Annotated in this window: 1 protein-coding gene; it reads left to right on the top strand. The window is 63.0% G+C overall.

What is annotated here, in order from left to right; all coding sequences use genetic code 11:
- Positions 1-4: 4 nt before the first annotated feature.
- Positions 5-230, top strand: a 226-nt coding sequence (locus A3709_RS04825) for a serine dehydratase beta chain (protein WP_304438760.1), incomplete at its 3' end; no start/stop codon positions are given.

Raw genomic sequence — 230 nt, 5'->3', positions numbered from 1 at the left:
GCGCATGTCAATCAGCGTCTTTGATCTGTTCAAAATCGGTATTGGCCCTTCCAGCTCACACACGGTCGGCCCGATGCATGCGGCCCGTCACTTTGCACTGCGCCTCGCCGCCGAGCAGAGCCTGTCCCAGTGTCAGCGCATCAGTGCCGAGCTCTATGGCTCCCTGGGCGCGACGGGCGCTGGCCACGGCTCACCCAAGGCCATTCTGATGGGGCTGGAGGGAGAAACAC

The sequence above is a fragment of the Halioglobus sp. HI00S01 genome (assembly GCF_001635445.1).
Taxonomy (GTDB): domain Bacteria; phylum Pseudomonadota; class Gammaproteobacteria; order Pseudomonadales; family Halieaceae; genus Halioglobus; species Halioglobus japonicus.
This window is presented reverse-complemented; position numbering and strand designations above follow the sequence as displayed.